This is a genomic window from Serratia sp. DFXYC6, assembly GCF_057196085.1.
Genome location: NZ_JBXUNV010000002.1, coordinates 587,106 through 599,666, shown reverse-complemented (window position 1 = coordinate 599,666; position 12,561 = coordinate 587,106). Strand labels below are relative to the sequence as shown.

Annotated in this window: 6 protein-coding genes and 1 riboswitch; of the genes, 2 read left to right on the top strand and 4 right to left on the bottom strand. The window is 62.7% G+C overall.

Annotated features, from left to right (window positions below; genetic code table 11):
* Together AC2CGQ_RS16235 and AC2CGQ_RS16230 are read left to right on the top strand one after the other, a co-directional pair.
* A complete protein-coding gene (locus AC2CGQ_RS16235; protein ID WP_033631956.1) occupies nucleotides 1-993 on the top strand; it encodes an ABC transporter ATP-binding protein in 993 nt (330 codons plus the stop codon).
* 207 nt (nucleotides 994-1,200) lie between these two features.
* Nucleotides 1,201-2,850 (top strand): Na/Pi cotransporter family protein, encoded by a 1,650-nt coding sequence (locus AC2CGQ_RS16230; protein ID WP_004936675.1) that lies wholly within the window; start codon nucleotides 1,201-1,203, stop codon nucleotides 2,848-2,850.
* Between the two features lie 45 nt (nucleotides 2,851-2,895).
* Here AC2CGQ_RS16230 and AC2CGQ_RS16225 read toward each other — a convergent pair whose 3' ends face one another.
* The 4 genes from AC2CGQ_RS16225 to lysC form a co-directional block, all read right to left on the bottom strand.
* Entirely contained in the window at nucleotides 2,896-7,719 is a 4,824-nt protein-coding gene (locus AC2CGQ_RS16225; RefSeq protein ID WP_484593752.1) for a hemagglutinin repeat-containing protein, read from the bottom strand.
* Between the two features lie 45 nt (nucleotides 7,720-7,764).
* A complete protein-coding gene (locus AC2CGQ_RS16220; RefSeq protein WP_021505153.1) occupies nucleotides 7,765-9,444 on the bottom strand; it encodes a ShlB/FhaC/HecB family hemolysin secretion/activation protein in 1,680 nt (559 codons plus the stop codon).
* Between the two features lie 385 nt (nucleotides 9,445-9,829).
* Nucleotides 9,830-10,747, bottom strand: coding sequence for a ketopantoate/pantoate/pantothenate transporter PanS (panS, locus tag AC2CGQ_RS16215; RefSeq protein ID WP_160125800.1), 918 nt, complete (start codon nucleotides 10,745-10,747; stop codon nucleotides 9,830-9,832).
* Nucleotides 10,748-10,891: 144 nt separating this feature from the next.
* Nucleotides 10,892-12,259 carry a lysine-sensitive aspartokinase 3 gene (lysC, locus tag AC2CGQ_RS16210; RefSeq protein WP_004936686.1) on the bottom strand — a complete coding sequence of 456 codons (1,368 nt, stop codon included), beginning with the start codon at nucleotides 12,257-12,259 and terminating at the stop codon, nucleotides 10,892-10,894.
* 107 nt (nucleotides 12,260-12,366) lie between these two features.
* Nucleotides 12,367-12,561, bottom strand: a riboswitch (Lysine riboswitch).

The following is a 12,561-nucleotide window of genomic DNA, read 5'->3' as shown; positions in this document are numbered from 1 at the left end:
ATGGCTTATCTCAACGTCACTCGCCTGAACAAACACTATGGCCAGACCCAGGTGTTTCAGGATATCGATTTCACTGCCGAAGAGGGGGAGTTCGTCACCCTGCTGGGGCCGAGCGGCTGCGGCAAGTCGACGCTGTTGCGCTGTCTGGCCGGCCTGACTCCGGTCGACAGCGGGCAAATTTTACTGCAGGGCCAGGATCTGGTGCCGCTGGCGCCGCAAAAGCGCGGCATCGGCATGGTGTTCCAAAGCTATGCGCTGTTTCCCAATATGACGGTGGAAGGCAACGTGGCCTTCGGCCTGAAAATGCAGAAGCTGGCGGCCGGGCAGATCGGCCAGCGGGTGCAGGAGGTGCTGGCGCTGGTGGAGCTGAGCGATCTGGCGAAGCGCTATCCGCATCAGCTGTCGGGCGGCCAGTGTCAGCGCGTGGCGTTGGCGCGATCGCTGGTCACTCGCCCGCGTCTGCTGCTGCTCGACGAACCGCTGTCGGCGCTGGACGCGCGCATCCGCAAACATCTGCGCGAGCAGATCCGGCGCATTCAACGCGAGCTGAACCTGACGGCGATCTTCGTCACCCACGATCAGGAAGAGGCGCTGACCCTGTCGGATCGCATCGTCCTGATGAACAAGGGGCAGATCGTGCAGAGCGGTGATGCGGAAACCCTGTATACCCAGCCGGCGGACGCCTTCGCCGCCGGTTTTATCGGCAACTATAACCTGCTGAGCGCCGAACAGGCCGGCCGGCTGACCGGGCGCAGCTATGCCGGCAAGGTGGCGATCCGCCCAGAGTCTATCGGGCTGTTGCCGGCCGGACAGGGGATCGGCGGGGTGATCCTTGGCCACAGTTTGCTCGGGAATGTGGTACGCTATCGGATTCAGGTTCGCGAGGTAGAGTTGCTGGTTGACGTGCTCAACCGTTCGGTGGCCGATCTGCGGCCCGACGGCGCGGAAATTGGGCTACACTTGGAACCTGTTGTATTGCGGGAAGTTGCATGACTTCGCAGCGTGGCGCCGGGGCTCTCCCACCGCCGCCTTAACCCTTCTCTTCTGCGGTCTGCCGCCCGCCCGCTGTCCTGCCAGACCCACGCCCGGCAGGCGGGACCGCGCGCTGTACCCGTCATCCTTTGGCTCGCCTCTCTGCGTCGCGTGACAGGCATCGGGTATCAGCCTCCTTTGGCCGGGCGTTAATGGAGCGTATCTTCCGTGCTGACCCTTCTTCACCTGCTTTCGTCCGTGGCGCTGTTGGTGTGGGGCACCCACATCGTGCGCACCGGGATCATGCGGGTTTACGGCGCCAATTTGCGGCGCGTGTTGAGCGACAGCGTTGAGAAAAAACCGCTGGCGTTCGTTTCCGGCATCGGCGTGACCGCGCTGGTGCAAAGCAGCAACGCCACCGCGCTGCTGGTGACCTCTTTCGTCGCGCAGGGGCTGGTGGGGCTGGCGCCTGCGCTGGTGATCATGCTGGGCGCCGACGTCGGCACCGCGCTGATGGCGCGCGTGCTGACCTTCGATCTTTCCTGGCTGTCGCCGCTGCTGATCCTGGTCGGCGTCTTCCTGTTCCTCAGCCGCAAACAGATGCGGATCGGCCAGATCGGGCGCGTTCTGATCGGTCTGGGGCTGATCGTGCTGGCGCTGGAACTGATCGTGGCCGCCGCCACGCCGATCACCCAGGCGGCAGGGGTGAAAGTGCTGTTCTCGTCGCTGACTGGCGATGTGATGCTGGACGCCCTGACCGGCGCGCTGTTCGCCATCGTCAGCTATTCCAGCCTGGCCGCGGTGCTGCTGACCGCCACCCTGACCGCCACCGGCGTGATTTCGCTGAAGGTGGCGCTCTGTCTGGTGATCGGCGCCAACCTCGGCAGCGGCCTGCTGGCGATGATCAACGCCAGCGGCCAGAACGCCGCCGGGCGGCGCGTGGCGCTCGGCAGCCTGCTGTTCAAATTGGTGGGCTGCATCCTGGTGTTGCCGTTCGTCTCCTATCTGGCGGATGTGATGGCTCAACTGCCGGGCGGCAGCGAAGAGCTGGTGATCTATTTCCACGTGTTCTACAACCTGATCCGTTGTCTGGTGATGATCCCGTTGGCCGGTCCGATGGCGACGCTGTGCGAGCGGCTGATCGTCGACGTGGCGGCCGACGACCCGCGCATGCGGCCGCGTCATCTGGACGCCAGTGCGCTGGATACGCCGACGCTGGCGCTGGCCAACGCGGCGCGCGAAACGCTGCGCATGGGCGACGTGGTGGAACACATGATGATCCTGCAGCGCGAAGTGCTGCACGGTAAGCAAGGCGTGGATAAAGAGGTGCGGCGACTCGACGATGACGTCGACGTGCTGTACACCGCCATCAAGCTGTATCTGGCACAGATCCAGAAGGAAGATCTGGGCGAGGAAGATTCGCGCCGCTGGGCGGAAATCATCGAAATGGCGCTCAACCTGGAACAGGCGGGCGACATCATCGAGCGCATGGCCGGCGACGTGGGCGCCAAATCGCACGCCGCGCGCCGCGCCTTCTCGGCGGAAGGATTGGCGGAACTGGACGGGTTGCACGAACGGCTGATCGGCAACCTGCGTCTGGGGTTGTCGGTGTTCCTGTCCGGCGACGTCACCAGCGCCAAACGCCTGCGCCGTTCCAAGCACCGCTTCCGCATTCTGGATCGCCGCTATGCGCATGCGCACGTCGATCGTTTGCATCAGCAAAACGTGCAGAGCATCGAGACCAGTTCGCTGCATTTGGGATTGTTGGGGGACATGAAGCGCCTGAACTCGCTGTTTTGCGCCGTGGCCTACAACGTGTTGGATCAGGATGCGAAAGACGACGATCGCGACTGGGAAGACACCCCGAGCACGCTGTAAAAAAACGCCCCCGGAAAACCGGGGGCGTTGTGTAGGGGAGGCGCGTTATTTGCCGCTGAACACGCCGGCTTTGGCGTCCGCCTGCTGAGTTGAGGCATGGCCGCTGGCGAACGGCACGTTGCCGTTGACGCTTTGCTTCGCCGCGCCGCCTAACAGTCCACCTACCGTGGCGGCCGCATCGACGCGGCCGCCGCCCTGATAGCGCTGGCCGCTGACGTCCTGCTGGCTGACCTGGCTACCGCCCAGTTCCACCTTGCCCTGCTGGCTGCGGATTTCGCCGCCGGTCAGCTGGGTTTGGCCGCCGACCTGCAGCGCCACGCCGTGCTTACCGGCAATCGCTGATTGCTCGCCGACCGCATTGTTGTTCACCACGTCGGCATTGACCTTGAGCTGCCCCTGGCGACCCGCCGGCCCGGTGATGCTGTCTTTCACCGCGCCGCCGACGGTGCGTGCGCCGCGATCCCACAGTGGGCCCTGCGGTTTTTCGCCGGCCGGCGTTTCCGGCAGCGTGACTTTGCCGTCAGCCTTGCTGAAGCTGACTGCACCGGTGGTATCCTGCTGCGGATCGAGGCGACGCGCCACGCTGTTGTACTTGTCGGTGGTGGCGTCGGCCACTTTGTTAACCCCGGCTTCCAGTTTCTCTTTCACTTTACCGGCGTAGCGCGGCGTGCCGACCTTCGACAGCTTGGAGGTGATGCTACTGCCCGGATCGTTGCTGTGGCTCAGACCGGCATCCACATCCACCTTCACGCCTGTCTCGACGTCTTTGCGGCTTTCAACGCGCAGATCGCCGCCCACCTTGCCCTGTACGCTGTCGGCGTCGACGCGCGCGCCGGCAAGGCGGGTGTCTTTGCCGCTGTTGAGCGCCACGTCGCCCGCGGTGATGCCGGTATTGGCGTGGGTGGTTTTATCCTGCTGCTCCACGCCGACTTTCAGACCTGCGCCCAGCGTGTGGGTGTCTTTGCCGGTGTTCGGATCGACCTTGCCGCCTGCGTCCTTGTTGAAGGTTTGACCGCCTCTGGCGTTGGCTTTGATGCCCAGATTCCAGTTGTCCTTATGCTGCTCGTTCTTGGCGGATTCCAGCAGGATGCCGCCGTTTTTCGCTTCGAGCGCGGCGCTGCCGCCGCTGACTTTGGCCCCCTGCAGATGCAGCGCGTCATCGCCTTTGCCGTTGGCGGACAGGGTGACCTTGCCGTCTGAGGCGATAGTGACGCCCTGGCGTTCTGTCGTGGACTCATTGACCTTGGCGATGTCGAAGGCGCCGCCGGCGGAGAGGCTGCCGCCGGTTTTTTCCTTGCTGTCGCTGCTGCCGGCGCCCAGATCGATATTGCCGGACAGCTTGCTTTCCTTACGCGTTTGGGTCGATTCCGCCGCCTGCAGCGCGACCTTGTTGCCCGCGTTCAGGCTGACGTCGCCCTGGCTCTTGACGTTGGTGCCCTGCAGCGTCAGATCGCGGCCCGCCTTCAGCGCCACACCCTGGCCGTTGACGTTGCCGACTTGCGCGGTGCTGCTGCTGCTTTCACCGTTGTTGGTGCCGCCGCCGAAACCGGCGCCGAAGTTTTTGCTGTCGGCGGTGAAGCCGCCTTTGGCGGACGCTTTGACGTTAAAGCCGCTGTGGTTCTCGCTCTGTTTGTCGCTGGCCTGATCGAAGCGGATATCGCCGCCGGCGTTGACGGCGGTTTTACCGCTGCCGCCGTTCAGCGCGGTACCCTGATAGACCGCGTCTTTTTTCACGTTGACGTTGATGCCGTTGGCCGCGTCGATCGAGCCGGCCACCGCCTGGCTGGCGCTGCTGTTGCTGCGCTGGGTGCCGCCTTCGCCCTTGGCGTCCACGGTCAGATCGCTGCCGGTGGTGGTGTAGACGCGCACGCCGGCGCTGCCGCGGGTGTCGCGGCTCTGCTCGTCCTGACGGTTTGCCGCGGCTTCGCTGCGGTGGCTGTCCGCCGTCAGGTTGACCGCGCCTTTGCTCGCCTGGTACTGCGTGCCCTGATCGCGCACTTCGCCTTTGGCATTGATGTCGATGCTGCCGGCTTTCACCGAGCTGACCACCGCCTGCGAGCTGCTGCTGTGTTTTTCGCTGCCGCCGCCCTGTGCGCCGATATCCAGGCCGACGTTAGGCGCGCCGATGCCGCCGATGTCGTTGATAACGCCGGTAGCGTCCAGCTTGGCTGCCTTGCCGACCGCGCGCTCGACCGGACGGGTCACGGCGCTGTAATCGACGTTGGCGCCGATGTTCACGCCGACGTCGGTTTTGGTGGTGGTGGTGCTGGCGGTGTCGGCAGCGGCAAGGTGATCGACGCCGGCGGCGTTTTCTTGATAGGCGCCGCCGACGCTGTGCTGCGCGCCTTGCTGGGTCAGCTTGTCGCGGGCGTTGATCGTCAGATTGCCTTTGACGTCGCTGCCGGAGGTGATCGCCTTGCTGCTTTGCGTCTGGGTTTTGCTGTTCTCGTAGCCGGCTTCCACGCCGCTGCCGAGTTTGTCGATGCCGCCGGTGTAATAGAAACCGCCGCCGATCTTGGTTTGCTCGGTGTTTGAGGCCGTTTTGTCGTCGGCCGCCAGGAACGAAACCTTGTTGCCGCTGACGCTGGCGTCGCCTTTGTCGGCGACCAATTGAGAACCGCTGAAGGTCACGTCCTTCTCCGCCTTGAGCTTCACGCTGCCGCCGCTGAGGCTTGAGGCGCTATTCTCGGTGCGGGTGGTTTTCTCGCTGTCGCGGGTGTGCTCGATGCGCAAACCGGCGCGGTACTGCTTGTCACCGGCTTCTTTGGCGTAGCCGTTAACGGTGAGCGCGGTCTTTTGCTCGTCGATGTTCTGCTGCCGCTCGGCCGCCTTGACGTTGATGTTGCCGGTCTTCGACTCGACGCTCAGCTCACCGCCGCTGGTGACCTGGCTGCCGATCACGTCGGCATCCTTGTGGCTGACCAGCGTCAGGTTGGTGTCGGACTTCAGCTCGCTGGCGGTGCTGCTCTGGTAGCTGTTGTCGGCCTTGTGCGAACTGCTGGTGATGTTGAAGGCGGTGCCGGTGCGCGCGTCGATTTTGTCCACGGTGGTGCTCAGCGCGTTGTCGATGCGCAGGCCGCCGTGGGTGGCGGTGACTTCGCCGCCTTTCTGGCCGCGCGCCTTGCTGCCGGTAATGGTGACGCCTTGCTGGCCGTTCAGGCGCAGGGTGCCGCCGCTGGTCAGCTCGGAAGCGTGGCTGATCTCGCGGCGATTGCTGTTGTTTTTGTTGTCGCCGCCGCCGATGCCGCCCCAGGAGGTTTTGTCATCGCGTACCGCTTTGGCGTTGGCGGTTTTCTGCACCCCGACCTGGATCTGGCTGTCTGCATCGATCGTCAGATCGCGCTGGGCATGGATCTTGGCGCCCTGAGTCGAGACATTGCGACCGGCTTTCAACGTCAGTTCGCCCTGGCTGCGCAGTTCGCTGGCCTTCAGGCTTTCGCTTTCGTCGCTGCTGCTCCATCTGCCGGTGCGCAGGCTGGAGGTGTGATTGCGCTGGTAGCCGCGCTCGCTGGATTTATCCTTCTCCACCAGCCCGGCAAGGTGTACGTCGCGCGCCGCTTTGACGCTCAGCGCACGCTCGGCGCTGACATTGGCGCCCAGCAGCTTCACGTCTTCCTGGGTGCTGATGAGTTTGGCGCTGCCGTTGGCGGCGACGGTGCTGCCCGCCTGCTGCAGCTGCTCGCGTTCGCGGGTGACGTCGTATTGCCAGGAGTAGAACCAGCGATCGTCGGTATGGCCTTGCGTCTGCTTCAACTGCTGGCCGTCGAGCGTCAGCTTACCGCCCTGCAGCGTAATGTCTTCGCCGCGGATATCGGTGGCGGTGAGGTGCGCATGATTATCCGCCACCAGGCTGATGTTCTTGCCTTTCAGCTCGGTGCGGGTCAGCTTCTGGCTGCTGCTGCGATCGTTGACGTAGATGCCGCCACGGTAATTTTGATAGTTATCGCCGCCGTTTTTGTTGCTGCTGGCGTCGTCGACGCGGCTTTCGCTGCGGATATCATAGGCTTTCACCTTGAGTTCATCGCCGGCGTTCAACGAGCCGGCCAGTTTCACGCCGCTGCCCTGCGCGGTGTTGATGATGTTGATGCGCCCGGCCTGCATGCTGCCGAGGTAGTAGCTGTCCAGCGCGGTCGGCGTCTGTTGGCTGGCCTGCACCGTGCCGTCGCGCGCTACCCGGTTAAGGCCGCTGATGGCGTTGATCGTCGCCGAGGTCACTTTACCATTCGAATGTTTGAAATCTTGCACGATCACTTCGCCGCGGCTGTCGATCTTCGGCGCGATCAGATCCAGTACGCCGCCGGCGTTCAGGGTGCCATTGAGGCTCAGCGTGTTGCGGTTGCCGAAGGTGCTGTAACCCTGCAGCACGCCGTTTTCCACCAGCGGGTTGCCGACCACCAGTGAGGAATGGCTGGTATTGATGAATCCGCAGCCCTGACAGCTGATGCCGTTCGGGTTGGCCAGCACGTAGTCGGCCGCCATGCCGAAGATCTCTTGCTGGCCATGCAGCAGCGACGGGTTACGGCCGATCACCTCGTTGAGGATCACGCTGGCTTCATGCCCGCCCAGATTGGGGTTGGCGCCCAGTTGGCCGGCCAACTGCGACAGTCCCGCCTCGCGGGAGTTGTTCAGCACCGCGCCGGGCTGGTTGACGTTGAAGTCCTGATATTGGTTGTGCGACAGCCCGTTGCCGTTCGGCGCGACGATATCGACCACCTGCGCACCGGTGGCGGCGGTGGAGACGCCGGGGCCGTTGGCGCCGTTGGCCGCAACGATCTCTGCGGCGTAGGCGCCGGCGGAAGCGGCGAGAATAATCGCCAGCGCGGCGGCCAGTTTGCCTGCCGCCGAAAGTCTGAAGTTATTATTTTTCATCCATGTATCTCCGTATATTGCCGTGGGGTCCTGCAAAACTGTTGATTAAAAGGTGTAAGAAAAGCGGGCCAACACCTGAACGGGATCTTCCGGCGTAGCGTGGTTAGACAAAATCCAGCCGCGGCTGACCTCGAGATCGACCAGCGCCTGGCGGTAACGTAACGTGGCGCCGCTGCTCACCCCGGCGCTGCTGCGCCAGCCCGAGTTGTCCTGACGCGGCAGAATGCGGCCAACGTCGGCGCCAAGGCGCGGCGTCAGCGTGGTGGCGCCCAGATTGAAACTGCGCGACAGCGTGTTCTGCAGATACCAGCCGTTGTCGCCGGACTGGGTGCTGCGGCTAAAGCCGCGTACGGCGCTGCGATCGGTGAGGCTAAGCCACTCCACGCCGGGCAGCGGGTCGCGGCTGTACTGGCCGTAGAACAGATTGTTGAGCTGATAGGTGGCATCACCCAGCTTGAGGCGCTGGCTCAGGTTGGCGAACAGCTTGCCCTTGGTGAACTGGCTGTCGAGGTGCACCGAACTCGGGTGGCGATCGGCGCCCAGCCAGGGCAGGCCCTGCTCGACGCTGAGGTTGGCGCTGAACACGCCATGGGGCAGAATTTGCAGGTGGCTGGCGCTCAGTTCGGCCAGGGTCAGCGTTGGGCTGCTGACCTCAAGGCGCACGCTTTCGAAGTAGTTGTCGATGCGCTTGTAGGTCAGCTGGCCGCTCAGGCTGTCTATCTGATCGTGATCGCGATAAAACACGTAGTCGCTGCGCAGCCCGTACTGTTGGGTCTGGCCGTGCAGTTTGACCACGTTGTGCGGCAGCTGCTGGTGGTTTTCATAGGACGAGAAGCTGGCGAACCCGCTGAAGGTGAACGCGCCGTACGGCAGCGAATAGAGCAGGGTGTAGGCGCGATTATAGCGGTGAGCCGGGTTTTCCAGCGTGCTGTTGGCGTTCAGGCTGACAAAGTCCGACAGGCCAAACGGGCTGTCCAACGTGGCAGTGGCGCGCGCCAGCCACCGGCCGGTGCTTTTTTGGCCGTAATTATCCGTGCCGGCGGTAATCAGCCAGGGCTTGGCATGCTGATTGCGCAAACGAATAACCGAACCGCCAACCTGGCGGCCGGGCAATATATCCAGCTTGGTGGTATTTGATTGCAAACGGTTGGCCTGATCCAATCCCTGATCGAGCTCGGTTAATTTCAACGGCTTGCCTTCCAGCCCCGGAAATAATAAACGGCTGTTGACCCAGCGATCGCCGCCTTCTATTTTCTCGATAAATCCTTCCGTCACGCTTAACCCCAATTCTCCTTGTGAATTAGGGCGAACAATTTGCACGCGCGCGGTGATATAGCCCTTTTGCACATAAAGGCGCGTTAATTCACGGGTCAAGCGATTGATATCGTTGCTGCTGATGCAGTTTTCCGGCAGCGCGCTCAGCGCAGATAAATCACCCGGTGAGAGCAGGGTAATGCCTTGCAGATAAACGCCGGCGATCGGCAGGCACTGCGCGGACTGCGGCAGTGCGGGCGCGGCCGGTTCCGGTTCCGCCAGCAGGCGCTGTTGCTTCAGCTGCTGGTAGCGGCGTTGCTCAATCAACTGGTTGACTTCACGCGTGCTGTCTTGCAACGCGCGCCGTGATTCCCCCATCGACATGTCCATCATCATGTGGGAGTCCGGCAGGGTTTCGGCGGAAAGGGCCGTGCTGACCAGCAGTGTCAAGGCGGTGATTTTTTTTATCATTGTAATCCATTCTGAGAGGCCGCCGGGGCAGCCAGCCCAATCCATGAGGTTAACCACGGGCGGCCGACGGCCGGCCCGAAATAATGAGCGACATGCACATTGCGAGGTATCTTGATTTGCCGCAGCAAATAAGACGGTGGGTATATATCTAAATAATAATTAGGCTGCTTCTTTTATGGCGGGCAACCCTGGTGACTTAATTAATTAAAAAAAGTGGAGCGTCTCTTCCTCTTGCCAACATTATCGGCATTGATAGGAAGAATCTGAATTTTTATTTTTCACGGATGATAGGGGATGAGGGGAATTATGACAATCCGACCAGTGGGAAATACGAAATTTCGCAGGAAAGAAAAGGGACGCAATTGTTTGCGTCCCTACAGGCGGTTTATTTCTTCTTGATAGGGCGGCCGGACCAATAACCTGCCAGCAGCGAACCGGAGAGGTTGTGCCAGACCGAGAACAGCGCGCCTGGCAGCGCGGCCAGCGGCGAGAAGTAGATTTTGCCCAGCGTGGCCGCCAACCCGGAGTTCTGCATACCGACTTCGATCGCCAGCGTGCGGCAGGTGGACTCGTCGAAACCGAACAGTTTACCGCCCCAGTAGCCGCTCAGCAGACCGATGCCGTTGTGCAGGATCACCGCGATGATAACGACCAGGCCGACCGAAGCGATATGGCTTTGGCTGCCCGCCACCACCGCGCTGATGATCGCCAGAATGCACACCATCGACAACGCCGGCAACAGTGGCTCGATGCGTTTCACCACCTTGGTCAGGGTATGGTGGACGATCAGGCCCAGGCCGATCGGGATCACCACAATCTGCAGAATGCTCAACAGCATGCCCATGATATCGACGCTGATCTTGGCGTCGACGTACAGACGGGTCAGCAGCGGCGTGGCGAACACCCCCACCAGCGTCGAGACCGCCGAGATGGTCACCGACAGCGCCACGTCACCCTTGGCCAGATAGATCATCACGTTGGAGGCGGTGCCGCTGGCCACGCTGCCCACCAGCACCATGCCGGCGGACAGATCCGGCGGCATGCGGAACAGCATCGCCAGGATCCAGGCCGCCAGCGGCATGATCAGATAATGCAGGAAGATGCCTGCCGCCACCGGGCCGGGACGCGCCAGCACGCGTTTGAAGTCGTCGAGCCGCAGCGTGACGCCCATGGCGAACATGATCAGCATCAGCAGCGGGCTGACGTAGGGGCCGATACCGGTAAAGGTGGTCGGCGTGTAATAAGCGGCGACGGACAGCAGTATCGCCCAGAGGGGGAATAAGCGCGTGAGTAGTGCCAGCATGCAGGTTTTCCTTAGCCAGATTGAGAACGGTGGATGTGGTTGTGTTTTTATTGCGGGCTCAACATGCTGAACCCCTGCAGGTTTTGAACGGATTTTTTAGACGCAGGGGCGCAGCATGCTGCGCCCGCAATCAGGGATAATGACTTATTCGAACAGGTTGTGATGCAGGGTACGCACCACCTGCTCGGCTTCTTCGCCCGGCACCAGGAAGCACAGGTTATAGCTGCTGGCGCCGTAGCAGATCAGGCGGATATTGAACGGATCGAGCACGCCGAACACCTCTTTGCCCACGCCGCAGGCGCGCGACAGCTGGTTGCCGATGATCGCCACCAGCGCCAGGTTTTCTTCCACTTCCACCCGGCACAGCGACGACAGTTCGGTCAGCAGTGAGGTGGTCAGCAGGCTGCCGCCGACGGAGGTGGCGCCGGTGGTGTCCATGGTCAGCGCGATGCTGACTTCCGAAGTGGTGATCAGATCGACGGAGACATTATGGCGCGCCAGGATGTTGAACACCTCGGCCAAGAAACCGCGCGCGTGCAGCATGTTCAGGCTGTGCAGCGTCAGCAGCGTTTGCTTGCGGCGCAGCGCCAGCGCGCGGAACAGCGGCGGGTTCTCGGTGGTGTTGCACACCAGCGTGCCGCCGGCCGCCGGATCCTTGCTGGAACCGACGAACACCGGAATATCGCTGCGCACCGCCGGCAACAGGGTGGCCGGATGCAGCACTTTAGCGCCGAAGGTGGCCATTTCCGCCGCCTCTTCGAAACCGATTTTGTCGATGCGCTTGGCCGCCGGCACCACGCGCGGATCGGTGGTGTAGATGCCCGGCACGTCGGTCCAGATATCCACCCGGCCGACGCCGAGCGCTTCGCCGAGCAGCGCGGCGGTATAGTCGCTGCCGCCGCGGCCGAGCGTGGTGGTGCGGCCCTTCGGCTCGCTGCCGATAAAGCCTTGGGTGACCACCAGCGCTTCCTGCAGGCGCGGCTGCAACTGCGCCCGGGCCAGTTCGCTGAGCGCGGCGCTGTCCGGCACGGCGCGGCCGAAGTGATCGTCGGTGCGCATCACTTTGCGCACGTCGAACCATTCGGCCTGCACGTTGCGGGCGCGCAGGATTTCAACGAACAGCAGGGTGGACATCAGCTCCCCATGGCTGACCAGTTCGTCGGTCAACGCCGTCGAGGTGGCCAGCGACGCGGCTTCCGACAGCATGGCGATGTTTTCCAGCAGGCGGTCTATTTCGTCGCGGATCACCGCCGGCGCCGCGAGGCGATCGAGGATGGCGTATTGGATACGCCGGATTTCATCAAGCTGGTAATTGCGCTTGTCGGCCTCGCAACCCTCGGCCAGGGCGACCAACAGGTTGGTGACGCCCGCCGAAGCGGACAACACCACCAGGCGGACCTGCGGGTTGGCCAGCACGACGTCGGCACTGCGGTTCATGGCTTCAAAGTCGGCGACGCTGGTGCCGCCGAACTTGGCTACCACGGTGGAATTCTGGGGTGCTGCTTGGTTCATCTAGAAACCTCGTGTCAGGGATGCCCGTTTGGGGCACTGTAATTCCATAGCCTTGGCACAAGGGGAGAGCGGTAAACAGGGGGCAGGCGTAGAGGTCAGGCTACGATACACCCAGAAGCGCCCCACCTTGTCGATCGCCCTGCGGGCGATCCCCTGGTGACAACCCAGGGGATTCAGCCCCTGTAGTCGATACGATAATGGCCGGCCATTACCCTACCTCGGCGTCGCTCCCCCTCGGGTGCCGTCAACGGAGAAACGGCTCCTCTGACACTCTACCTGGGCGACGCGCCTCTTCTGGCTTG

Excerpts from the sequence above, each read along its gene's own strand:
- AC2CGQ_RS16235 (WP_033631956.1), top strand. The coding sequence starts at position 1 with ATGGCTTATCTCAACGTCACTCGCCTGAACAAACACTATGGCCAGACC.
- AC2CGQ_RS16225 (WP_484593752.1), bottom strand. The coding sequence starts at position 7,719 with ATGAAAAATAATAACTTCAGACTTTCGGCGGCAGGCAAACTGGCCGCC.
- AC2CGQ_RS16220 (WP_021505153.1), bottom strand. The coding sequence starts at position 9,444 with ATGATAAAAAAAATCACCGCCTTGACACTGCTGGTCAGCACGGCCCTT.
- panS (WP_160125800.1), bottom strand. The coding sequence starts at position 10,747 with ATGCTGGCACTACTCACGCGCTTATTCCCCCTCTGGGCGATACTGCTG.
- lysC (WP_004936686.1), bottom strand. The coding sequence starts at position 12,259 with ATGAACCAAGCAGCACCCCAGAATTCCACCGTGGTAGCCAAGTTCGGC.